The following is a 22220-nucleotide window of genomic DNA, read 5'->3' as shown; positions in this document are numbered from 1 at the left end:
GGAGGTAGACAATGAGTAAGACGAACCCGAGACTCAACAGTCTCATCGCCGAGCTGAAGGCGGTCTCGCGTGAGTCCGGTGCCAACGTCTGGCAGGATGTCGCGGACCGTCTCGAAAAGCCACGGCGCACCCACGCGGAAGTCAACCTTGGTCGTATCGAACGATACGCTCAGGAAGACGAGACCGTCGTCGTGCCCGGCAAGGTGCTGGGTAGCGGTGTGCTGCAGAAGAACGTCACAGTCGCGGCCGTGGACTTCTCGTCCACCGCTCGAAAGAAGATCGAGCAGGTCGGCGACACCGTGACGCTAGAACAACTCGCTGAACAGAACCCCGACGGGTCCAACGTACGGGTGATCCGATGAGCCTCGCAGAATTCGACGCAGACGTCGTCGTCGACGCTCGAAACTGCATCGTCGGTCGCGTCGCCTCGGAGGTCGCACAGCGCGCCCTCGCGGGCGAGACGGTCGCCGTCGTCAACGCGGAAGACGCCGTCATCACGGGCTCGGAAGAGGACGTGATGGCCAAGTACAGAAAGCGCGTCGAAGTCGGTTCGGACCAGGGTCCGTACTACCCGAAGCGTCCCGACCGCATCTTCAAGCGTGCCATCCGCGGCATGCTTCCGTACAAGAAGCCCCGCGGCCGCGAGGCGCTCTCGAACGTCCGCGTCTACGTCGGCAATCCGTACGACGAAGACGGCGAGATGCTCGAAGACACCTCGCTGGACCGCCTTTCGAACATCAAGTTCATCTCGCTCGGAGAGGTCTCCGAGAAGCTGGGTGCTAACGTCACATGGTAACGAACACGTCCGGTAAGAAGAAGACCGCAATCGCCCGCGCCACCGTGCGCGAAGGCGAGGGTCGAGTCCGAATCAACTCCCAGCCGGTCGAGCTGGTCGAGCCGGAGATGGCCCGCCTCAAGATGCTGGAGCCGTTCCGCATCGCAGGCGAGGACCTCCGCTCGCAGGTCGACATCGACGTGCGCGTCAACGGCGGCGGCGTGGCCGGTCAGGCCGACGCAGTCCGCACCGCGCTCGCTCGTGGGCTGGTGCAGTACCTGAACGACGCGGAGCTTCGCGACGCGTACATGGAGTTCGACCGCTCGCTTCTGGTCAACGACGTTCGCCAGTCCGAACCCAAGAAGTGGGGCGGACCGGGCGCGCGCGCTCGTTACCAGAAGTCCTACCGCTGAGGTGATCTAACCATGATGATTCCCGTCCGGTGTTTCACCTGCGGCACAGTGATCGGCGAACACTGGGACGAGTTCAAAGCCCGTGCTCGCGAGGGAGACGAGGACCCCGCTGACGTCCTCGACGACCTCGGGGTCACGCGTGCCTGCTGCCGGCGGATGATGGTGTCGCACAAGGACCTCGTGGACGTCGTATCCCCCTACCAATGATGCAACGGTACAACCGATACGAGAAGGCACGCATCCTCGGCGCACGAGCGCTGCAGGTCTCCTACGGGGCACCGGTTCTCGTCGATTCGGAACAGACAGAACCGATATTAATCGCCGCTGAGGAGTACGACGCAGGTGTACTTCCGTTCACCGTCAAACGAGAGGGTAAGTGACAACATGACTCGAATCACATCCGTAGCTCTGCGCCGCGTGCTCGACTCCCGTGGAAACCCGACGGTCGAAGCCGACGTGCTCACCGAATCCGGTGGGTTCGGTCGCGCTGCGGCCCCCAGCGGGGCATCCACCGGCGAGTACGAGGCAATCGAACTGCCGCCGACCGAAGCCATCGCCGCCGCGCGGCGACACGCCGTTCCCCGACTCGTGGACGAGGTCCACGCGGGCAACCAGCGCGAGGTCGACGCGACGCTCCGCGCCGCCGACGGTTCCGAGAACTTCTCGGAAATCGGCGCCAACAGCGCGGTCGCCATCTCGATGGCGGCGGCCAAGGCCGGTGCCGACGTGCTCGGTGCGCCCCTGTACCAGCATCTCGGCGGCGCGTTCCGCGGCGACAACTTCCCGACGCCGCTCGGGAACGTCATCGGAGGCGGTGAACACGCCAAGGAAGCGACGAACATCCAGGAGTTCCTCGCCGCGCCGGTCGGCGCGCCGAGCGTCTCCGAAGCCGTCTTCGCCAACGCGAAGGTCCACGCCCGCGCGTCCGAGATTCTCGACGAGCGCGGCGTGCCCGCCGCGAAGGGCGACGAGGGTGCGTGGGCACCGCCGGTATCGGACGCCGAGGCGTTCGAAATCATGGGCGAAGCGGTCTCCGACGTCGAGGACGAACTCGGCTTCGAGATCGGCTTCGGTCTCGACATCGCCGCCTCGGAGATGTTCGAAGACGGCGTCTACCACTACGGTGACGAGACGAAGACGACCGACGAGCAGATCGACTACGTCGCCGAGATGGTCGACGAGTACGACCTCGTCTACGTCGAAGACCCCCTCGACGAGAACGACTACGAGGGCTTCGCGGAACTCACAGAGCGCGTGGGCGACCGCACGCTCATCTGCGGTGACGACCTGTTCGTCACCAACGTCGACCGTCTGCAGGACGGAATCGACGTGGGCGCCGCGAACTCCATTCTCATCAAGCCGAACCAGATCGGGACGCTGACCGACGCGTTCGACGCCGTCGAACTGGCTTCCCGAAACGGGATGGACGCCGTCATCTCTCACCGCTCCGGTGAGACCGAAGACGCGACCATCGCACACCTCGCCGTCGCAACCGACGCGCCGTTCATCAAGACTGGCACGGTGCAGGGCGAGCGAACCGCCAAACTGAACGAACTCATCCGCATCGCGGACGACGCAGTATGAGCGACAACGAAAACGACGCGGTGGAGGTCGCCGACGAGGAACCCGAGACGGAGACCGAAGCGGTCGCCGAGACGGAACCCGCCGAGGCCGCCACCGAAGACGAGACAGCAGAGACCGCCGAGGCGGCCGACGACGCCGCCGAGGCCGAAGAAGCAGAGCCGGAACCGGCCTTCGACGAGGACGTCATGCCCGACGAAGACGCCGACCTGCTCATCCCGGTCGAGGACTACCTGGCCGCCGGTGTCCACATCGGTACCCAGCAGAAGACCAAGGACATGGTCCGGTTCATCCACCGTGTCCGCGACGACGGGCTCTACGTGCTCGACGTCAGCCAGACTGACTCGCGAATCCGCACCGCCGCGGACTTCCTCGCGAATTACAGTCCGGAGCAGATTCTGGTCACGTCCTCGCGTCAGTACGGTCGCTTCCCGGCCGAGAAGTTCGCTGACGCCGTCGGCGCTCGCGCCCGCACGGGCCGCTTCATCCCGGGTACCCTGACGAACCCGGACTACGCCGGCTACATCGAACCCGACGTGGTCGTCGTCACCGACCCGATTGGTGACGCACAGGCCGTCAAGGAGGCCATCACGGTCGGCATCCCGGTCATCGCGATGTGCGACTCCAACAACCAGACGTCGAACGTCGACCTCGTCGTCCCGACGAACAACAAGGGTCGACGCGCGCTGTCGGTCGTCTACTGGCTGCTGGCCAACGAGACGCTCGACCGCCGCGGCTCCGACACCGTCTACGCCCTCGAAGACTTCGAGGCGGAACTGTAGTTCGGGACGACCTTTCGATTCGACTTTTCTGACACTCGCCCGGTGAGCGGCGGCGCTGTCGCTCAGCTCGGTGCAGCCACGACGCCACCGACGCGAGTCGAGTCGACGCCACGCGAGACCGCGGCCCCGCGTCCGCCACAAACGGTTTTGTGCGCCGTTCCCATAGCTAAACATATGAGCAAACTCCTCCATCAGCTCACTGTGAGCGAACTCGCGGACCGGTTAGACGCGGGAGAGTCGTTCACCGTGGTCGACACGCGGCCGCCCGAGAGCTTCGAGTCGTGGCACATCGAGGGCGCGGTCAACGTCCCCTTCCACCCCGTCGACGGGCTCGGCGGCGACTGGGACTGGGACCGCGTCGGCGACCTCGTCGGTGAGGGGCCGGTCGTTGCCATCTGCGGGAAAGGGCTGTCTTCGACGTCGTTCGGGTTCGAACTGGCCGAACGCGGCTACGACGACGTGGAGGTCGTCAAAGGCGGCATGGAAGACTGGAGCAAGCTGTACGAGGTAGTCGAACTCGACACCGGCGACGACGATTTGTTCGTCGCGCAGGTCCAGCGCCGCGCAAAGGGCTGTCTCGGCTACGTCGTCGGCTCGCGGTCGGCCCGCGAGGCGGTCGTCGTGGACGCCACCCGGCAGATTCACGAGTTCGAACTCGTCGCCGCCGACGCCGGGATGACGGTCGCTGGTGTGCTCGACACGCACGTCCACGCCGACCACGTCTCCGGGGGACGGGCGCTTGCCGACCGCCTCGACGTGCCGTACTACCTCGGGTCGGAGGCGACCAACCGCGACGTAGCCTACGAGTTCACCGCGCTGGACGACGGCGGGACGCTGGCCGTCGGCGACTACGATATCGAGGCGATGTACGCGCCGGGGCACACCTCGGACATGACGAACTACCTCGTCGACGGTCGGTTCCTCCTCACCGGCGACACGCTGTTCGTCGAGTCGGTCGGCCGGACGGAGCTCCAGTTCGGTGATTCGGACGCCGCGACGGGGGCGGAACTCCTCTACGAGACGCTTCACGACACGCTGTTGTCGCTGCCCGACGAGACGCGCGTCCTCCCCGGCCACGTCTCCGTCGGGGCGGACGGGCGCTACGGCGTCGCCGCGCCGGGCGAACTCGTGAGCGCGACGCTCGTCGACCTGCGCGAGGGACTCGATTTGCTGTCGATGGACGAGTCGGCGTTCGTCGCCCGCGTCACCGAGGACACGCCCGAGAAGCCCGCGAACTACGAGCGCGTCATCGACATCAACACCGGGCGGGCCTCGGTCGGCGGCGAGGAGGAGGCGACTGAACTCGAACTCGGACCGAACAACTGCGCCGCCTGAGCCGACCGTCCGGCATCGGTCGGTGATTCGAGGCTTTTCAGGGCGGTATCGGTCGGTTCAGGACAGTTCGACCGCGCCTAACCGGCCGTCGAACAGGTCGTGGTCGAACCACGCCATGCGCCGGTCGCTGTATCGAATCTCGGGACCGAGCGACAGCGCGGTGCGCGCGCGGTCGAGGTCGGTGACGCCGACGAGGAACGCACACGGTCCCTCACCGACCTCGTCGATGCGCGCGTCGAGCGCGCCGTCCCCGGGTTCGCACAGGGCGAGCGGCGTGCCCGGAAGCGTGGCGAACTCGGGAAACGGGCCGTTGATATCGACCGGCGAGGGGTACCGGTGTCGCCGGGCGAACAGCGCCGCGGTCGCCTCGCGGTCGCGGGTGGCGACGACGACGGTCTGGAGGCCGCGAAGCGACGCGTTCGGCGCGGCCTCCGGAACGCGGTAGCCCCGCGGGGTGCGGTCGTGAATGAAAAAGGGGAGTCGCTGGTCCGACCCCTCGAAACACATGTCCCACTCGACGAGGCGGCCGTCCGGTCGGGCGCGGGAGGCCTCGTGCGGGCCGTCGACGGGGAGGCCGGCGTCGATGGCGGTCTTGGCGCTGGCGGCGGCGTCGTCGGTCTCCAGACACCACGCCGCGGGGCCGGCGTCGGCAGCGAGGTAGTCGGGCCAGAAGCCGGCGTCCGTGGCGTCGGTCCCGAGCGTCGGCGCGATGAGTTCGAGGTACGACCCGTCGGGGAACGGCACGACGGCCATGTGGGTCGTCCCGGTCCCGTGTTCGCCGCCGTACGTCGGCGTCAGTCCGACCTCGTTCGCGGCCGCCCGGAGTTCGTACAGTTCGGTCCCACCGAACGCGACGTGGTCGATGGTTCGGTCCATACGCCTTCCACGTCCGACTCGGTATAGTGCTTGGGGGCGGTCCTGTCCGCGAGTTAGCGAGTCAGACTCCCCCGACCGAAGCGTTTTGCGTCCGGCCCCCCCACGGTACGGTATGAACCTCTTTCGGAGCGTCAGAGCGGTCGCGGACGCTTCGGCGACCGGCTCCGGCACCATCGACTGGGACGCCGTTGCCGAGGCCGCAAAAGCCGCGACTGACCCCGGTTCGCTCGACCTCACGGACGCCGAACGCGCGGGCTACGCCGCCGATGTCCGCGACGCGCGCGACCGCCTCGCGGCCGTCGCCGAGGTGGAGTTCGACGTGCCCGAGGTCGTCGAAGTCCAGAACCGACACCACTGGATAGACGCGAACGTGGCGACGTTCCGCCGGGTGATGGTCCCGTTCGAGGAACACGGCCCCACCGTGTTCCCCGGGTTCACGCGCGCCGTCAACACCGGTTCGTTCGCGTTCGTCCTCTCGTTTCTCGGCAACAACGTCCTCGGGCAGTACGACCCGCTGCTCCTCGCCGACGGCGACGACGACCACGGCCTGTACTTCGTCCACCCGAACATCCGCCGGGTCGCGGACAGCCTCGACGTGGACTACCCGCGGTTCCGCCGCTGGATCGCCTTCCACGAGGTGTCGCACGCCGCGGAGTTCGGCGCGGCCCCGTGGCTCTCGACGCATCTCGAATCGCGGATGCAACGCGGGGTCGACGCCCTCGTCGACGGCGACCTCGACCGCGACGCCTTCCGCGAACTCGACACGGCGATGACGGCCGTCGAGGGCTACGCGGAACTGCTGATGGACCGGGCGTTCGACGACGACTACGAGGACCTCCGCCGGAAGCTCGACGAGCGTCGGCAGGGCGGCGGCCCGGTCGCCAAACTCGCGCGTCGGCTCCTCGGACTCGGCCTCAAGCGCCGGCAGTACGAACGCGGCGCTCGCTTCTTCGAGCACGTCGCCGACGAGCGCGGCGTCGCCGCCGCCTCACGGGTGTGGGACCACCCCGAGAACTTACCGACCGACGCGGAACTGGACGCCCCCGAGCGATGGGTCGCCCGGGTGTCGCCCTGAGGGAGGTGTCGCTACCGGCGGTTCACCGCGGTGAACTCGCGGCTCCACCGCCGCAGATACCACGTGAGGAGCCCCCCGATGACCACCCCACAGAGCAGCGCGACTGCGGCCTGAACGAGCGTCGCCCCCGCCTGCACGGCGACGAGCGCGGCCGACGCGCCGACCAGCAGGATGAAGCCGATTTTGAGTCGGCTGTTGGCGAGTCGCGTCTCCTCGTCGCTCATGCTCGAACCGACCATCGTCCCTCCGAAGTCGCGCCGTGCGGGGGGTGCCGCGATCGCCCGCCGAGCCTATCGTCCATATCCGTGTATTGGATGCCGAGGGCTTGAAACCGAGGTTCTCACTGGAAGCCGCGGTCGACGCCGTCGGACTCGATGAGGTCGTCGAGGTCCGACGAGAGCAGTTCGTCGGCGTCCGTGAACTCCTCCGCGAGGTCGTCGAGGCGGTCGGGCCGGGCGTCGAACTCGTAGTCCATCGGGCCGAACGCCGGACTGTCGAGCGCCTCCATCACGTCGGTGAAGAGGTCGTCGGCGGTGGTCGGCGCGTCAGCGTGGACCTTCACGGTCTCTTCGAGCCGTCGCGCCATCGAGTCGGCCTGCGACTCGTCTTCGGGCGGCTGCTGGACGGCGAACCTGCCGGCGTCGTCCTCGCCGTCGCCGCGCCGACGCGGGAACAGCGGGTCGAGGTCGTCGTCGATGCGGCGGGCGACGCGAGCGCCGACGCCGCGGACCTCGTAGGGGTTCTTCGCGTACGTCTTCAGTTGGTAGACACCGGCGTTGGGATGGGCGAGAAAGAGGTCCTCGCCGAGGCTCCGGCGGCGACTCCCCGCGACGGCCCGCCACGCGTCGGGGTCGCGGTCGCGGCCGTCGTCGACGACCTCCGAGAGGATGTCTTGCCACTCTCTGACGCGCATACGTGGGGGTAACGCGCGGGAGCGAAAGAGCGTGACGGTCGCGGGGGGTTCGGGTGCGCCCCGTCGCAGGCGCACGTCCGATCCCCGGGTTCCACCGACGGCTATTTGCCCGCGCCTCACCGACGGTTTCGACGTGAACCTTCGCGGTCCGCTCGTCGAGGTCGGCGAGCCGCGCGACGTCGAAACGAAGTACGGCGAGCGCTCGCTGGCGGAGGTGACGCTCCGCCCCGAACGCGGCACGGGCGAGCCCGTGACCGTCACCCTTTGGGGGAAGTGGACCCACGCCGCCGAGCACGCCGAACCGGGCATGGACATCCTCGTCACCGACGCCGAGGAGTCGGAGTACCGCGGCGAGACGACGTACTCGACGGGCTCCGAGTCGTTCGTCGTCGTCGAACCCGACTTCCTCGTGGACGTGACCGACATCCGCTCGTGGGTGCAGTGCTCGCGGATGTACTACCTGAACAAGCTCTCGGGCATTCCGCTGAACTACCCGGTGGTGAAAGGGACCATCGTCCACGACGTGTTCGGCGACCTCCTCCGCGGCCGCGACCTCGACTCGTCCATCGACGAGCGCATCGACGAGCGCGGCCTCGAACTCGGCCTGCTCGGCCGCGAGGTCGACGAGGTCGCGGACGAGGTGCGCCGCAACGCCGCCGCCATCGAGGGCTGGCTCTCGCAGGGCGTCCTCACCGACGAAGACGAGTGGCGCTCGGAGTACACCCTCATCTCACCGACGTTCGGCATCAAAGGCCGCGCCGACGCCCTCCGCCGGGGGTCGCCCGTCGAACTCAAGACCGGCAAGAACCTCAACCGCGACCCGCGGTTTCAGGACAAGATTCAGGCCGCCTCCTACGCGCTCATCCTCGAAGAGCGGGGCGTGCCGGTCGATACGGGGACGCTCCTCTACACGAAGAACACGACGCTCGACCGCACCGAGGAGTCCGGCGACCTCTCGCCGGCGAAGGACTTCTCCATCGGCCGCGGCCTCCTCGAGTTCGTCGTCCGCACCCGCAACGAAATCGCGGCGATGGAACACGACGCGTCGGTGCCGACCGGCTACGAGGTGAACTCGAAGTGCGAGTACTGCTTCGAGAAAGACACCTGTATGGTCGTCTCCGGCAGGCTCGACCAGGAATCGAAAGCCGGCGCAATCGGCACCCCGGTCCCCGAGGACGAACGCGACTACTTCGACCGCTTCTACCGCGCCGTCGAGGAGGAGCGCCGGGCGGTCCACAACGAGTACCGCAAACTCTGGGACCAGAGCGCCGAGGAGCGCGCCGACGACGACCGGGCGCTCATCGGCCTCGAACCCCTCGGCCGGACCGAACGCCCCGACGGTACGTGGGAACTCCGGGCCAAACAGACCGACGACGCGGTGTCGAAACTCCGGGCGGGCGACGTGGCGCTCGCCAGCGACGGCCACCCCGTCGAGGGCCACGCCGAACTCGCGCGCATCGTCGAACTCGGCGACGAAATCGTCGTCACGACCGACGAACCCGTCCCGCTCCGCCGCCTCGACGTCTACCCCTCCGAACTCACCGTCGACCGCCTGCTCACCGCGCTCCACGACGCGGTGCTCAAGGGTTCGCCCGACCGGAAAGACGTGCTGTTCGGCCGCCGCGACCCCGAGTTTGCGGACCGGTCTGCGGGCCGAACGTTCATCGACAACAACGACGCCCAGGACGACGCGGTGCGCCTCGCGGTCGACGCCGACGACCTCGCGCTCATCCACGGGCCGCCGGGGACGGGCAAGACCTACACCATCGCCCGGACCATCCGCGCGCTCGTCGGAGACGGCAACCGCGTCCTGCTGTCGGCCTTCACGAACCGCGCGGTCGACAACGCGCTCGAAGCCCTGCGCGACCAGGGGTTCGACGATATCGTCCGCGTCGGCACCGAATCGGGCGTCCGCGAGGACATGCAGGACGTACGCCTCTCGCGGAGCGGCGACCCGAACGCGCTCGCCGCCGCCCTCCGCGACGCGCCGGTCGTCGCCGCGACCACCGCCTCCTGCGGGTCGCGCGTGATGCGCGAGCAGTCGTTCGACGCCGCGCTCGTCGACGAGGCGTCGCAGATAACCGAACCCGGGACGCTCGCCGCCGTCAACCTCGCAGACCGGTTCGTCCTCGTCGGCGACCACAAACAGCTGCCGCCGGTCGTCCGCGCCGAAAACGACCTCCAGACATCGCTGTTTCAACGGCTCATCGAGACGTATCCCGACGCCTCGGTCATGCTCGACCGCCAGTACCGCATGTCCCAGCGGATTCAGGCGTTCGCCTCGAAGGAGTTCTACGACGGCGCGCTCCGCCCGGCGACGGGCGCTGTCGCCGCCCAGCACCTCCGGGACCTCGGCGTCGACACCGCGGACCTCCCCGCCGAACTCGCGGGCCAAGTCGCCTTCGTCGACCCCGACGGCCGGTGCGTCGGCAACACGAACCCCGTCGAGGCAGACCGCGTGGCGGAGGTCGTCGCCGCCTACGAGGCCGCCGGCGTCGACGCCGACGATATCGGCGTTATCGCGCCGTTCCGGGCGCAAGTCGCGGAAATCTCCCGCCGAACCGACGCGACCGTGGACACGGTCGACCGGTTCCAGGGCTCCTCGAAGGAGGTCATCGTCGTCTCCTTTGTCGCCACCGGCGAGTTGGACGGCCCGCTGTTCGAGGACCACCGCCGCATCAACGTCGCGTTGACGCGGGCGAAGAAGGCGCTGTGTCTCGTCGGCGACGCCGACGCGCTCGAATCCGACCCGTTCTACGACCGGATGCTCGCGTGGGCGCGGCGGTAGGCGTCTCCGCGGCTCCTCGGCCGCGAACCGCCGGCCCGTCGCCCTGTCGCCCCGTCAGCTCACGTCGATGTCGAGGTCCGCCTCATCGTCGTTGATTTCGGCTTTGACGCGCTCGTGGAACTCCCGGAGCGCCGCGCTCTCGTCTTCGGCGAGGACCACGTCACTCGCGGTCAGCGTGGCGAGGCCGAACGCCCGCGGCGTCGGCGACGAGACCTGCTGGCCGACCACGTCCACGTCGCCCGCCTGAATCGCCGCTATCGCGTCCTCGATGGCGGCGAGGTTCAGTTTGTCTTCGAGAATCTCGCGGTAGGTCTCTTCTATCACCGCGAACTCGTCGAGGTCCTGCGCGAACGACAGCAGCATCTCAGAGGAGACCTGCTGTTGGGCGGCGGACTTCTCGTAGCCCTTGTAGCGCTTGAGAATCATGAGCGAGCGCGTCGCGTTGATGCGGAAGTAGCGCTTCAGGAGGTCGGTCCCGTCGAGGGCGGCCCGCAGGTCGGCTTCGACCGCCTCGGGCGTGAGGTCGCGGAGGACGCCCGCGAGGTCGACTTTTCGGTTGAGCGGCATCGAGAGCGAAAAGCCGTTGTCGGCGACGGCGACCTGCACGTTCGCGTTCGTCCGGCGGGCCGCGTGGTACGCGAGGAGCCGCGAGAGACCGTCGTTGAACCGCCGGCCGTAGGTGCAGTGGACGTAGAACTGCCGGCGGTAGGCCTCGCGGTCGAGTTCGGTCTCCACGACGAGCCTGTCGGGGGTCGCCACGCTCTCGGGGCCGGCGTATCTGACCTGTTCGTCGAACATCCGGGTGACGGCGCGCACGCTGTTCTCGTCGAGCGGGAACTCCCGGAGCCACGACCTGACGGCGGGCGCGCCGCCCGCGTCGAGGCGGTCCACGAGGGCGGCCTGAAACGCCGCGAGTTCGCGGCCGAGGTCGTACGAAAGCGGCAGGCGCTCGGAGAACCACGAGGGGACCGTCGGGCGCTGTGCGGTGCGGTCGACGTACACCTTCGACCCGCGGCGGTAGCGGTAGGCGAAGTGGTCGCCGCCGAGGACGAACACGTCGCCTTTCTCCAGCGTGTCGAGGTAGCCCTCGTCGAGCGTGCCGACCCACTGGTCGGCTCCGCGGACCAGCACGTCGCAGGTGAAGGAGTCGGGAATCGTGCCGATGTTGGTCATGTAGATGACGCGGGCCATCCGGCCGCGCTTGCCGATGAGGGGTTCGCCCACGGGGAACTCCTCGTAGTGGTGTTCGCCGTCCGGTGGGTCGTTGGTGTCGCGCCAGATTTTCGCGTAGACGTTCTTGTCTTCGAGGCCGTCGTAGTCGGCGGTGAGATAGCGGAACAGGCGCTCGAAGTCGTCGTCCGAGAAGTTCCGATAGGGGTAGGCTCGCCGGAGCGTCTCGCGGAGTTCCGACTCGGGGCGAATCGCGTTGATTGCCATCCCGTACACCTGCTGGGCGGCCACGTCGACGGCGTTCTCGGGGATGAACACGCGGTCGACGAAGCCGGATTCGGCCTTCGAGAGCATCACCGCGCACTCGACGAGCTCGTCCCTGTCGAGGGCGATGACGCGGCCCTCGACCGTCTGGCCGAGTTGGTGGCCCGCGCGGCCGACCCGCTGGAGGAGCGCGGCGACCGACTTGGGTGAGCCGACCTGCACCACGAGGTCGATGTGGGGCATGTCGATGCCGAGTTCGAGGCTCGTGGAGGTGGTGACGACGCGCAGCTCGCCGGCCTTCAGCTTCGATTCTATCTCCTGTCTGCGCTCTTTCGAGAGGCTGCCGTGGTGACAGCCGGAGTTCGACTCGTCGATGCCGTCGAACCCCTCGCGGAGGTTGTGAAGGACGCGCTCCGCGCCCGACCGCGTGTTGGTGAACACGAGCGTGTTCGTGTGCGAGGCGACGAGGTCGTGCAGGCGGTCGTAAAACCGGCTCTGGACCTCGCTTCGGGGCGTCCGAATCAGGTCGTCTGTCGGACACTCCAGTCGCACGTCGAAGTCGCGGACGAACCGCGTGTCCACGAGTTCGTAGTTGCGCGGCTCGCCGTCTTCGCGGCCGACGAGGAACTCCGCGACCGTGTCGAGCGGTTCGACGGTGGCCGAACAGCCGATGCGCGTCGGCGACGACGTGGCGAGGTCCTCCAGTCGCTCTAACGACACCGACAGATGCGTGCCGCGTTTGTTCTCCGCGAGGCTGTGAATCTCGTCGACGACGACGTACTCGACGGTTCGGAGCTTCTCTTTGAACTTCGGTGAGTTGAGCAGAATCGCCAGCGTCTCGGGCGTCGTGTTGAGGATGTGCGGCGTCTCCGAGAGCATCTTCTGGCGGTCCGCCGAGGAGGTGTCGCCGTGGCGGATGGCGTGTCTGATGTCGACCGTCTCGCCGCGGTCGGCGGCGATGTCGGCGATGCCCTCTAACGGCTCGGTCAGGTTCCGGTGGATGTCGTTGGCGAGCGACTTCAGCGGCGAGACGTAGAGGCAGTACACCGAGTTGTCGAGGCCGTCCGGCGACTCGCGCTCGCGGCGGAACAGCTCGTTGATGATGGCGGTGAAGGAGGCGAGCGTCTTGCCGGACCCCGTCGGCGCGCAGATGAGAGCGTTGTCGCCGTCGTGGATGTGCGGGATAGCTCCGCGCTGGGGTGGAGTGAAAAAGCCGCCGTTGCCGGGGACGAACTCACCGAATCGGTCGACCCACCACTCCTGGACGGCGGGCTCCAGCAGGTCGAGCACGTCCTCGTCGGCGACCGACACCGACTCGGGGTCGAACTCGTAGTCGCCGCCTCTCGACGCGAGAAGCGAGCGGCCGCGCCGGGTCATTACCTCGGGGTTAGCCTGCGCGGGTATGAGGGTTGTGCCTGTGCCCGCGGCGGCCGACCCGACGAGCACAAGGACTAACGCCGCCGCCGTGGTAGCTCTGCGCATGCGCGTCACGTTCCTCGGCACCGGCAGCGCGATGCCCGTCACCGGCCGCGCCCAGACCGGACTCCTCCTCGAATCGGACGGCAACGCCCTCCTCGTGGACTGCGGGTCGGGCGTCCTCGCCCGCCTCGCCGAGACGGAAGTCGGCTACGAGGGCGTCTCGTCGGTCCTCCTCACGCACCACCACCTCGACCACGTCTCGGACCTCACGGCGCTCGTGAAAGCCCGGTGGCTCGCCGGCGCTGACAGCCTCGAAATCGTCGGGCCGGAGGGGACCGAGGAACTGGTCGAGGGGCTGTTCGACGTCCACGACTACCTAAAGGGCCGCCTCGACGTGCAGGTCCGGGAGGTCGGCCCGACCGAGTTCGGCGTCGCCGGCTTCGACGTGTTGGGCTTCGAGGTCCGCCACTCGATGCCGACGCTCGCCTACCGCTTCAGCAACGAGCGGGGGGAGGCCGACTTCGTCTTCTCGGGCGACACCGAGGCGTTCTCGGCCCTCGGCGACTTCGCCGACGGCGCGAGCGTCCTCGCGCACGACTGCTCGTTTCCCGACGACGTGGACGTGTCGAACCACCCGACGCCGTCGCAGGTGGGCGAGGCGCTCGCCGGGCGGGACATCGATTCGGTCTACCTGACGCATCTCTACCCGCACGCCGACCGCGTCACCGACGACCTCCGGGCGAGCGTGAGCGAACGGTTCGACGGCGAGGTTCGGGTCGCAAAAGACGGGCTGGTCGTCGAACTCTGAGTCCGAGTCCGAATCCGAGTCCGACGCCGACTACTCGCTACTCCCGCGGATGACGGTGCCCGGCGACTCGCCGGCGACGAACGCCGACAGTCCCTCGGGGCCGAAGACGTGCGCCGGCGCGCCGAGCGCGAGCAGTTTTCGCACTTTCGCGGCCATGCCGCCGGTCACGTCGGTGGAGTCCGACCCGCCGAGCGCGTCCGCCGCGTCCGCGAACGCCGTAATCTCGGGAATCACGTCGCCGTCGGCGTCGAGCACGCCGGGGACGGTCGAACAGAGGCCGACGCGGTCCGCGCCGAGCCCCGACGCGAGCGACACCACGAGGTCGTCGCCGCTGACGATGGTCGCGCCCTTGCCCGCGTGCGCGACGACATCCCCGTGGAGGACCGGGACGAAGCCCTCGTCGAGCATCGTCTCGGTCGCCGCGAGCGGAAGCGCCAGCGAGCCGTCGGTCTCGCGCGCGCCGACCGAAAGCGGGTGGACCGGCAGGGCCGCGACGCCGCGCTCTTCGAGGGCGTCGAGGACGGCGTCGTTGAGGCGCTTCATCGCGTCGTGGATGGCGCGGACGCCGCGGGCGTCGTGACTGCCGGTCTCCGAGGAGACGCCGTGTTCGGCGGCGTGGTGGTGGCCGAAGCTCCCGCCGCCGTGGACGACGACGACGCGGTCCGATTCAGCGAGGGTCGCGACCGCGTCCGCGGCGGCCGCCAGTCCCGCCTCGTCGACCGTCTCCGGTTCGTCCTTGTCGGTGACGACGCTCCCGCCGAGTTTGAGGACGACGAGGCTCACGCCGAGTCCGCCCCCGTCTCCGTCCCGTTCCCGTCGTCGGGGGAGCGCTCGCGCTCAGCCTCGACCTCGGCGTCCGCGTCCGGCGGCACCTCGACTCTGACGCCCTCGGTGGCGAGTTCGGCGCGGAAGGCGTCCTCGCAACCGGGGGTGAACCGGAGCGCGGTCTGCGTCTCGGGCGTCGGGTCCAGGGAGACGATACAGCCGCCGCCGCCCGCGCCGGTCAGTTTCGCGCCGTACGCGCCGGCCTCGCGGGCGGCCCACACCATCGAGTCGAGCGAGCGCGAGGAGACGCCGAGGGCTTCCAAGAGGCCGTGGTTGAAGTTCATGAAGCGGCCGAGTTCGGAGAGGAGTTCTTCGGGCGGGTCGTCGGCGTCGGGGTCCGCCTCGGCCAGCAGTTCCTCGCCCCGGCGGACGATGTCACCGACGGTCGAGACGGTGTCGGCGGCGAAGTCGTACTCCTCGCGGAGCGCGCGGACGCCGGAGACGAGCGCGCCGGTGTCGCCCGCGCCGCCGTCGAAGCCGATGACGAACGGGAGCGGCGGCGCATCGATGGTCCGGCAGTCATCGCCCTCGACGCGGACGGCCCCGCCCATCGCGGAGCAGAAGGTGTCGGCGCGGGAGGCCTGTCCGTCTTGGACCTCGTGTTCGGCTTGGTAGGCGCGTTCCGCGAGTTCGCGGGGCGCGAGTTCGACGCCGAGTTCGCGGGTCGCGGCGTCGATGCCGGCGACGACGACCGCCGCCGAGGAGCCGAGGCCGGCCCCGAGCGGGATGTCGCTTTCGACGGTGATGTCGAAGCCGGCGTCGGGCGCGTCGGCGGCGTCGCGGGCTTGGTCGACCGCGGCGTCGATGTAGCCCATCGCGGCCTCCACGAGCGGTGCCGGAACGTCCACGTCGGGCCGGTCGCCGGTCGAGCCGCGGTACTCGACGGTGAAGCCGTTGAGACTCAGGTCCTCGGCGCGGACGCGGACGTGGTCGTCCTCGCGGGCGGCGACGGTGACGGTCGCCCGGCGCTCGACCGCGCAGGGGACCGCCGGCTCGCCGTAGACGACTGCGTGCTCCCCGAACAGGTACACCTTGCCGGGAGCGCTCGAAACGGTCATACCCCGGAGTTGCTACGGGATTCGCTTAAGGGTATCCGACCGCGGTCGAACACGGGGCCGGTCGTCGGGGTGGGCGGTCAGTGGGAACGGTCGTAGAAAAACGGTGTTCGGAGCCGCCGGTTCAGGCGTCGATTTCGACTTCGTCGCGCTCGTCTGCGTCGTCGTCGAGGTCGGCCAGTTCGTCGAGGTCGTCGTCACCCCGGATGTAGCGGACCGCCGCCGCGATGCCGACGAGGAGGACGAACCCGACGAGCAGCGCCATACCGGGGCCGCCGCTCGACTCGGATTCGTCGGTCTCGTCGGCGTCGAGCTCCGCGTCGTAGTCGTCGTGCGATTCGTCGTCGGCGTCGGTGAGGGCGTCGACGCCCTTGGAGAGGAGCGGCGCGCTGTTGGTCGGACTGAACTCGAAGCCGTCGTGCAGGTGAACCTCGAAGAGGGTGAAGTCGGCCATACCCATCAGTACGCTCACAAGATGGATATGCCTTGTGGCGACGGACTGATGCGGGCCGTCTCGGGCCGCCGCGGGACGCCGCGAGCCACGACGCCCTGCTCGGCTTCCGGTGTGGTGTGCTGGAGTCGCTGTGTTCTTGTTTCGCCGCCCCCGAACGTCCCGTATGGACGACGACCGACGCGCCTTCCTCGAAGACCTGCTCACCACACCCAGTCCGTCCGGCTACGAGGTCGCCGGCCAGCGCGTGTGGGTGGACTACGTCTCGCAGTTCGCCGACGACGTGACGGTCGACGACTACGGCAACGCCGTCGCGGTCCACGAGGGAACCGGCGAGGACCCGGAAATCGCCTTCACCGGCCACGCGGACCAAATCGGCTACATCGTCCGCGACATCGACGACGACGGTTTCGTCCGTATCGGCCCCATCGGCGGCGCGGACCGCACCGTCTCGAAGGGCCAGCATGTGACGGTCCACGGCGACGACGGCGACGTGGCGGGCGTCATCGGCCAGACCGCCATCCACCTCCGCGACGTGGGCAGCGAGGAGTACGACGACCTCGAAGAGCAGTTCGTCGATATCGGCGCGACGAGCAAGGGCGACGCGAAGGACCACGTCGAAGTGGGCGACCCCGTGACGGTCGAAGCGCGGGTCCGCGACCTCGCGGGCGACCGCGTCGCGGCCAACGGGATGGACAACCGCGTCGGCACGTGGTCGGCCGCCGAGGGGCTGCGCGCCGCCGTCGAGGCCGACGTGGATGCGACGGTGTACGCCGTCAGCACCGTCCAGGAGGAAGTCGGCGTGCAGGGCGCGAAGATGGTCGGCTACGACCTCGACCCCGACGCGATGGTCGCCGTCGACGTGACCCACGCCACGGACAACCCCGACGTGCCCGGCAAGCGCAAAGGGCCAGTCGAACTCGGTGAGGGACCGGTCGTCTCCCGCGGGAGCGCGAACCACCCGAACGTCGTCGCGCTCGCCCGCGACGCGGCCGGAGAGGCCGACATCGGCGTGCAGTTGCAGGCCGCCGGCATCCGCACGGGAACCGACGCCGACGCCTTCTACACGAGTCGCTCCGGCATCCCCTCGCTCAACATCGGCATCCCGAACCGCTACATGCACACGCCCGTGGAAGTCGTCTCCACGAGCGACCTCGACGACGTGGCCGAACTCCTCGGGTCGATGGCCGCGCTCGCGGGCGACGTGGAGTCGTTCGGCGTCGAACTGTGAGCGTTCCCGTCGACCCGTCGGCTGGCGGGCGGTGACTCCGCCATCTGTGCGTAGTTGTCGCACACGCCTCCGGCCGAAAGAAAACCGTTAAAAGTCGCCACACGGTGTTTCCACGTATGGCTGGAACTATCGAAGTACTCGTTCCCGGCGGGAAGGCGAACCCCGGTCCGCCGCTCGGCCCGGAACTCGGCCCGACCCCCGTCGACGTGCAGGACGTCGTCAACGACATCAACGACCAGACGGCTGCCTTCGACGGCATGGAAGTCCCCGTCACCGTCGAATACGACGACGACGGCTCGTTCAGCATCGAAGTCGGCGTCCCGCCGACGGCGGCGCTCATCAAGGACGAAGTCGGATTCGACACCGGCAGCGGCGAACCCCAGGAGAACTTCGTCGCCGACATGTCCATCGAACAGCTGAAGAAGGTCGCAGAGCAGAAGTCCTCTGACCTGCTCTCGTACGACCTCAAGAACGCCTCGAAGGAGGTCGCCGGGACGTGTGCGTCCCTCGGCGTCACCATCGAGGGCGAAGACGCCCGCACGTTCAAACAGCGCATCGACGGCGGCGACTTCGACGACCACTTCGACGACGAGTAATCGTCTCGGAACCGTCTCGGCGGTTCGAACCGCCCTTTCCGTCGGGCCGAGTCGACTCGGCCCGCTTTCTTCTCTCCACTGACCCGATTCGACCCGGAGCGGCCCGACCGTCGACGACCTCACATCGCTCGCGTGCTCGCCAGCCCGCATGTGTGGCTGTGGCACGCGAAACCCCCGAATTCGAGGGTTTCGGTTCCCGTAGTTCGACGGACTTAAGTTGAGCCTACTCGTCCTGCCGGACGAGGCAGGCAGTAGCCTGTTTCACTGACCCGTAGGAGCAATCCTGCGTACTACGGAGGTGAATAATGGCAGACACAATAGTTGACGCAGTCTCTCGCGCTCTCGACGAGGCACCCGGGCGGAACTTCCGCGAAACGGTTGACCTCGCCGTGAACTTGCGAGACTTAGATCTTAACGACCCGTCGAAGCGTGTCGACGAGAGCATCGTGCTCCCGTCTGGCACCGGCCAGGACACCCAGATTGTGGTGTTCGCGACCGGTGAAACCGCGCTCCGCGCAGAGGATGCCGCCGACGAAGTTCTCGGGCCCGATGAGCTCGAAGACTTCGGCGACGACACCGATGCGGCGAAAGACCTTGCCGACGAGACCGACTTCTTCGTTGCCGAGGCTGGACTGATGCAGGACATCGGTCGCTACCTCGGTACCGTGCTCGGTCCCCGTGGTAAGATGCCGACCCCGCTTCAGCCCGACGACGACGTCGTCGAGACGGTGAACCGGATGAAGAACACGGTGCAGCTCCGCTCGCGTGACCGTCGGACGTTCCACACGCGCGTCGGCGCAGACGACATGACGCCCGACGAAATCGCGGAGAACATCGACGTCATCGTCCGTCGTCTCGAAGCGACGCTCGAAAAGGGCCCGCTCAACATCGATTCCGTCTACGTGAAGACGACGATGGGGCCGTCCGTGGAGGTGCCCGCATGAGCGAATCCGAGGTTCGGCAGACCGAGGTCATCCCGCAGTGGAAGCGCGAAGAGGTCGACGAGCTCGTCGACTTCATCGAATCCTACGAATCCGTCGGCGTCGTCGGCGTCGCGGGCATTCCGAGCCGCCAGCTTCAGTCCATGCGCCGCGAGCTTCACGGCTCGGCCGCCGTGCGCATGAGCCGGAACACGCTCGTGAACCGCGCGCTCGACGAAGTCAACGACGGCTTCGAGGAGCTCAAGGAGTACATCGCCGGGCAGGTCGCCCTCATCGGCACGAACGACAACCCGTTCGCCCTGTTCAAGGAGCTTGAGGCGTCGAAGACGCCCGCGCCCATCAACGCCGGTGAAGTCGCCCCGAACGACATCGTCATCCCCGAGGGTGACACCGGTGTCGACCCGGGTCCGTTCGTCGGCGAACTCCAGCAGGTCGGGGCGTCCGCCCGCATCATGGACGGCTCGATCAAGGTGACGGAAGACTCCAACGTCCTCTCCGAGGGCGAGGAAGTCTCCGAGGAACTCGCGAACGTCCTGGCGGAACTCGGCATCGAGCCCAAGGAGGTCGGTCTCGACCTCCGCGGCGTCTTCTCCGAAGGCGTCCTGTTCGAGCCCGACGAACTCGCCATCGACGTGGACGAGTACCGCGCCGACATCCAGTCGGCCGTCTCCGCCGCGACGAACCTCTCTGTCAACGCGGTCTACCCGACCGCCCAGACCGCGCCGACGCTCATCGCCAAGGCGACGAGCGAGGCCAAGGCCGTCGGTCTGTTCGCCAACATCGAGAGCCCGGACTTCATGCCCGAGCTCATCTCGAAGGCGGACGCCCAGCTTCGGGCGCTCGCGGCGAACATCGACGACGAAGAGGCGCTTCCCGAGGAACTCCGCGGCGTGTCCGCGGCTGACACGGGTGCCGCCGAGGAAGAAGAATCGACTGACGAAGAAGCAGCGGACGCCGACGAGGCAGACGCCGACGCCGACGAAGACGCCGCCGACGACGACGGCGACGACGAAGACGCTGGCGACGCCCTCGGCTCCCTGTTCTAACAACACACAAGGTACACAACAATGGAATACGTCTACGCTGCGCTCATCCTGAACGAGTCGGACGAAGAGGTCAACGAAGAGAACATCACCGCGGTCCTCGAGGCCGCCGGTGTCGATGTCGAAGAATCCCGTGTCAAGGCGCTCGTCGCCGCGCTCGAGGATGTCGACATCGAAGAGGCCATCGAGACGGCCGCCGCCGCCCCCGCGCCCGCTGCGGGCGGTTCCGCCGGTGGCGAGGTCGAGGCCGCTGACGACGACGACGAGGAAGACGCCGAAGAAGAGGCCGCTGACGAAGGCGGCGACGACGACGGCGACGACGACGAAGAAGCCGACGGCGAGGGCCTCGGCGCGCTCTTCGGCTAAACTTCCGCGAGACCCCGCCGCATCCGCGGCGACGCTCGCTTCGAAACTCCGATTTCTTTCGATGGAACCCGCAAGCGGCGGCTCCGTCCGTCTCCTGACTCGGATACTAACCGCGCTGGCAGCGCCAGCATCGCCGTCGGCGTCGGTGGCGGTGAGGGCGCGCTGCGGCGCGCGTAGCTTCATACCCGAAGCCGCGGCCACTCCGCCTCGATGCTCCTCATCGGCGGCGCGGCCGTCACCCACCTCGGCCGAGTGGCGACGCTCGCGTCGTCCGTCGCAGCCGACCCGACGACCGCGGCCCTCCTCGGCGTGATCGCCGGCGTCTGCCTCGGAACCTGCTCGGGGCTGGTCCCCGGTCTCCACGCCAACGCCTTTGCCCTGCTTCTCGCCGGAGTCGCCTCGGAGTTCCCCGGCCCGCCGGTCGCCGTCGCGGCGGCCGTCCTCGCCGCCTCGACCGTCCACACGTTCCTCGACGTGGTGCCGGCGTTGACGCTCGGCGTGCCCGACGCCGCGCTCGCGCCGGGCGCGTTGCCGGCGCACAAACTCGTCCTCGGCGGGCGCGGGCGGGAGGCGCTTCGGCTGTCGGCGCTCGGCAGCGGTGCGGCGCTCTGTCTGGCGGTGCCGGTCGCGGTGCCGCTCACGGAGGTGCTGGTCGAGGGCTACCCCGTCGTCCGCGACCACCTGCGGCTGGTTCTGGTCGGCGTCGCCGCCGCGCTCGTCTGGACCGAACCGAGTCGACGGGCGAAGCTGGCGGCCTGCGTGACCATCGCCGCCTCGACGGGGCTGGGCCTCGCCGTCCTCGACCGGCCGTTCGGGGGGCCGCTCCCCGTCGGCGGGGTGTTGGCCCCGCTTTTGGCCGGGCTGTTCGGCGTCCCGGTCCTCTTGGCGGCGCGGCGGGGCTCCGGCGTGCCGCCGCAGGGCGACGCCGCGCTCGCAACGTCGCCGGGGTCGGTCGCGCGGAGCGTCGCTGCGGGGACCGGTGGGGGCGCGTTCGTCGGCTATCTGCCCGGCGTCTCCGCCGGCGTCGCCGGCACGCTCGCATTGGCCGTTCTCCCCGGCCGCGACCCCGACGAATCGACGCGGGCCTACGTCGCCGCCACCAGCGCCGCCACGACGGCGACGACGGTGTTCGCGCTGTTCGCGCTCGCCGGCTTGGGAACGCCCAGAACGGGCGCGCTCGTCGCGCTCACCGAGGCGAAACTCCCGACGGGACTCGGCCTCGCGGTGCCGGTGACGGTCGTCTCGGGGCTCTGCGGGGCGGTGTTGGTTCCGGTCGTCGGCGACCGGGCGCTCGCGGTTGTCGGACGGCTCGACCAGCGCCGACTCGTCGCCGCCGTCTGCGCCCTGCTCGTCGCGCTCTCGTGGGCGTTCGCGGGGGGCGGCGGCGTCGCCGTCCTCGTCGTCGCCGCGGTCGTCGGGCACCTCCCCGTCCGGTTCGGCTGTCGGCGCGTCCACCTGATGTGCGTCCTCATGGGACCGTTGGCGCTCGGGTGAGTCGTGTCCACGCGGGCCA

Annotated in this window: 24 protein-coding genes; 17 read left to right on the top strand and 7 right to left on the bottom strand. The window is 68.6% G+C overall.

Translation table 11 applies throughout. The features are described 5' to 3' along the window. The first annotated feature begins 11 nt into the window (after positions 1 to 11). The 8 genes from C458_RS12465 (at position 12) to C458_RS12435 (ending at position 4886) form a co-directional block, all read left to right on the top strand. Positions 12 to 362 carry a 50S ribosomal protein L18e gene (locus tag C458_RS12465; protein WP_004043025.1) on the top strand — a complete coding sequence of 117 codons (351 nt, stop codon included), beginning with the start codon at positions 12 to 14 and terminating at the stop codon, positions 360 to 362. Continuing rightward, positions 359 to 796 carry a 50S ribosomal protein L13 gene (locus C458_RS12460; protein ID WP_004061328.1) on the top strand — a complete coding sequence of 146 codons (438 nt, stop codon included), beginning with the start codon at positions 359 to 361 and terminating at the stop codon, positions 794 to 796. Before C458_RS12465 ends, C458_RS12460 begins: the two co-directional genes overlap by 4 nt. Then, positions 790 to 1188, top strand: coding sequence for a 30S ribosomal protein S9 (locus C458_RS12455; RefSeq protein ID WP_004043023.1), 399 nt, complete (start codon positions 790 to 792; stop codon positions 1186 to 1188). The genes C458_RS12460 and C458_RS12455 overlap by 7 nt, the downstream gene beginning before the upstream one ends. A 12-nt stretch (positions 1189 to 1200) precedes the next feature. Next, the gene (locus tag C458_RS12450) at positions 1201 to 1395 is read left to right on the top strand and encodes a DNA-directed RNA polymerase subunit N (RefSeq protein WP_004061330.1); all 195 of its coding nucleotides are present in this window, start codon (positions 1201 to 1203) and stop codon (positions 1393 to 1395) included. After that, positions 1392 to 1568 carry a DNA-directed RNA polymerase subunit K gene (locus C458_RS17930; protein WP_004043021.1) on the top strand — a complete coding sequence of 59 codons (177 nt, stop codon included), beginning with the start codon at positions 1392 to 1394 and terminating at the stop codon, positions 1566 to 1568. The genes C458_RS12450 and C458_RS17930 overlap by 4 nt, the downstream gene beginning before the upstream one ends. Before the next feature lie 4 nt (positions 1569 to 1572). After that, on the top strand, positions 1573 to 2772 hold the full coding sequence (gene eno, locus C458_RS12445) for a phosphopyruvate hydratase (RefSeq protein WP_004043020.1): 1200 nt from the start codon (positions 1573 to 1575) through the stop codon (positions 2770 to 2772). Continuing rightward, positions 2769 to 3551, top strand: a complete 783-nt coding sequence (gene rpsB / locus C458_RS12440) for a 30S ribosomal protein S2 (RefSeq protein ID WP_004043019.1) — start codon at positions 2769 to 2771, stop codon at positions 3549 to 3551. The genes eno and rpsB overlap by 4 nt, the downstream gene beginning before the upstream one ends. A gap of 174 nt (positions 3552 to 3725) precedes the next feature. Then, positions 3726 to 4886 (top strand): rhodanese-like domain-containing protein, encoded by a 1161-nt coding sequence (locus C458_RS12435; RefSeq protein ID WP_008576152.1) that lies wholly within the window; start codon positions 3726 to 3728, stop codon positions 4884 to 4886. A gap of 57 nt (positions 4887 to 4943) precedes the next feature. Here the strand turns inward: C458_RS12435 and C458_RS12430 are convergent, their stop codons facing one another. After that, positions 4944 to 5762 carry a VOC family protein gene (locus tag C458_RS12430; RefSeq protein ID WP_008576150.1) on the bottom strand — a complete coding sequence of 273 codons (819 nt, stop codon included), beginning with the start codon at positions 5760 to 5762 and terminating at the stop codon, positions 4944 to 4946. A gap of 112 nt (positions 5763 to 5874) precedes the next feature. Here C458_RS12430 and C458_RS12425 point away from each other — a divergent pair, with 112 nt between their 5' ends. After that, complete coding sequence (locus C458_RS12425) at positions 5875 to 6837, top strand: zinc-dependent metalloprotease (RefSeq protein ID WP_008576148.1); 963 nt, start codon at positions 5875 to 5877, stop codon at positions 6835 to 6837. An 11-nt stretch (positions 6838 to 6848) separates the two neighbouring features. Here the strand turns inward: C458_RS12425 and C458_RS12420 are convergent, their stop codons facing one another. Continuing rightward, a complete protein-coding gene (locus tag C458_RS12420) occupies positions 6849 to 7076 on the bottom strand; it encodes a hypothetical protein (protein WP_008576146.1) in 228 nt (75 codons plus the stop codon). A gap of 101 nt (positions 7077 to 7177) precedes the next feature. Continuing rightward, on the bottom strand, positions 7178 to 7750 hold the full coding sequence (locus tag C458_RS12415) for a hypothetical protein (RefSeq protein ID WP_008576144.1): 573 nt from the start codon (positions 7748 to 7750) through the stop codon (positions 7178 to 7180). Between the two features lie 133 nt (positions 7751 to 7883). Between C458_RS12415 and C458_RS12410 the strand changes: the two genes are divergently transcribed. Continuing rightward, positions 7884 to 10538, top strand: coding sequence for an AAA domain-containing protein (locus tag C458_RS12410; protein WP_008576142.1), 2655 nt, complete (start codon positions 7884 to 7886; stop codon positions 10536 to 10538). Positions 10539 to 10592: 54 nt separating this feature from the next. On the opposite strand, the gene C458_RS12405 is transcribed toward C458_RS12410, so the two are convergent. After that, a complete protein-coding gene (locus C458_RS12405) occupies positions 10593 to 13349 on the bottom strand; it encodes an ATP-dependent helicase (protein WP_008576140.1) in 2757 nt (918 codons plus the stop codon). A gap of 103 nt (positions 13350 to 13452) precedes the next feature. Here C458_RS12405 and C458_RS12400 point away from each other — a divergent pair, with 103 nt between their 5' ends. Next, positions 13453 to 14199: an MBL fold metallo-hydrolase gene (locus C458_RS12400; RefSeq protein ID WP_008576138.1), complete on the top strand. Its 747-nt coding sequence runs from the start codon at positions 13453 to 13455 to the stop codon at positions 14197 to 14199. Positions 14200 to 14229: 30 nt separating this feature from the next. On the opposite strand, the gene C458_RS12395 is transcribed toward C458_RS12400, so the two are convergent. The 3 genes from C458_RS12395 to C458_RS12385 all read right to left on the bottom strand — a co-directional run bounded on the left by C458_RS12395 (position 14230) and on the right by C458_RS12385 (position 16533). Next, a complete protein-coding gene (locus tag C458_RS12395; RefSeq protein WP_008576135.1) occupies positions 14230 to 14982 on the bottom strand; it encodes an isopentenyl phosphate kinase in 753 nt (250 codons plus the stop codon). Then, positions 14979 to 16082, bottom strand: a complete 1104-nt coding sequence (gene mvk, locus C458_RS12390; protein ID WP_008576133.1) for a mevalonate kinase — start codon at positions 16080 to 16082, stop codon at positions 14979 to 14981. Before mvk ends, C458_RS12395 begins: the two co-directional genes overlap by 4 nt. Before the next feature lie 121 nt (positions 16083 to 16203). After that, positions 16204 to 16533, bottom strand: a complete 330-nt coding sequence (locus tag C458_RS12385; protein ID WP_008578091.1) for a hypothetical protein — start codon at positions 16531 to 16533, stop codon at positions 16204 to 16206. A gap of 163 nt (positions 16534 to 16696) precedes the next feature. Between C458_RS12385 and C458_RS12380 the strand changes: the two genes are divergently transcribed. The 6 genes from C458_RS12380 to C458_RS12355 all read left to right on the top strand — a co-directional run bounded on the left by C458_RS12380 (position 16697) and on the right by C458_RS12355 (position 22201). Then, positions 16697 to 17761 carry a M42 family peptidase gene (locus tag C458_RS12380; RefSeq protein ID WP_008576130.1) on the top strand — a complete coding sequence of 355 codons (1065 nt, stop codon included), beginning with the start codon at positions 16697 to 16699 and terminating at the stop codon, positions 17759 to 17761. A gap of 116 nt (positions 17762 to 17877) precedes the next feature. Further along, positions 17878 to 18357, top strand: coding sequence for a 50S ribosomal protein L11 (locus tag C458_RS12375; protein ID WP_008094977.1), 480 nt, complete (start codon positions 17878 to 17880; stop codon positions 18355 to 18357). 305 nt (positions 18358 to 18662) lie between these two features. After that, the gene (locus tag C458_RS12370; protein ID WP_004043003.1) at positions 18663 to 19301 is read left to right on the top strand and encodes a 50S ribosomal protein L1; all 639 of its coding nucleotides are present in this window, start codon (positions 18663 to 18665) and stop codon (positions 19299 to 19301) included. Beyond that, positions 19298 to 20344 carry a 50S ribosomal protein L10 gene (locus tag C458_RS12365; RefSeq protein ID WP_008576128.1) on the top strand — a complete coding sequence of 349 codons (1047 nt, stop codon included), beginning with the start codon at positions 19298 to 19300 and terminating at the stop codon, positions 20342 to 20344. Before C458_RS12370 ends, C458_RS12365 begins: the two co-directional genes overlap by 4 nt. A 21-nt stretch (positions 20345 to 20365) precedes the next feature. Beyond that, positions 20366 to 20707 (top strand): 50S ribosomal protein P1, encoded by a 342-nt coding sequence (gene rpl12p, locus C458_RS12360; RefSeq protein WP_004043001.1) that lies wholly within the window; start codon positions 20366 to 20368, stop codon positions 20705 to 20707. A 210-nt stretch (positions 20708 to 20917) separates the two neighbouring features. Further along, positions 20918 to 22201 (top strand): tripartite tricarboxylate transporter permease, encoded by a 1284-nt coding sequence (locus tag C458_RS12355; RefSeq protein ID WP_008576123.1) that lies wholly within the window; start codon positions 20918 to 20920, stop codon positions 22199 to 22201. Positions 22202 to 22220: the final 19 nt, after the last annotated feature.

The sequence above is a fragment of the Haloferax sp. ATCC BAA-644 genome (genome assembly GCF_000336975.1).
Taxonomy (GTDB): domain Archaea; phylum Halobacteriota; class Halobacteria; order Halobacteriales; family Haloferacaceae; genus Haloferax; species Haloferax volcanii.
Note: the sequence above shows the minus strand (reverse complement) of the source record. Positions and strands in the feature narration are given on the sequence as shown.